General features: G+C 36.7%; 1 protein-coding gene. It reads right to left on the reverse strand.

The genetic code is table 11. The features are described from left to right. A partial coding sequence (locus EII29_RS12485; protein WP_158612571.1) for a hypothetical protein occupies positions 1-313 on the reverse strand: 313 nt, incomplete at both ends.

A 313-nucleotide genomic window follows, 5' to 3' on the forward strand; every position in this document is an offset into this window, starting at 1 on the left:
CCTGCTTCTTTTAATATCTGTCCTGTTATGTTGTATACCGTATCTCCCTCATTTAATATATTAAGTCCTCTTGTATGAAGGGTCTTTCCGTTATACTCCACCCCTCCTTTTACATGTAAATTACTTCCTACCGATATAATTTCTTCTCTATGATACGTACTTTTATTACTGCTCATATTTATTGAACCCGACATTCCTAGGGGATTTGTAAATACTCCCCCTAATGCACTCGCCATATTCATTCCCGCATTATATGCTCCAAATCCTCCATTAATGTAATCTTCTTTATGTTTTGCCCTCTTTAAGCCCTTAC

It is taken from the genome of Leptotrichia sp. OH3620_COT-345 (assembly GCF_003932895.1).
In the GTDB taxonomy this organism is placed as follows: Bacteria; Fusobacteriota; Fusobacteriia; order Fusobacteriales; family Leptotrichiaceae; genus Pseudoleptotrichia.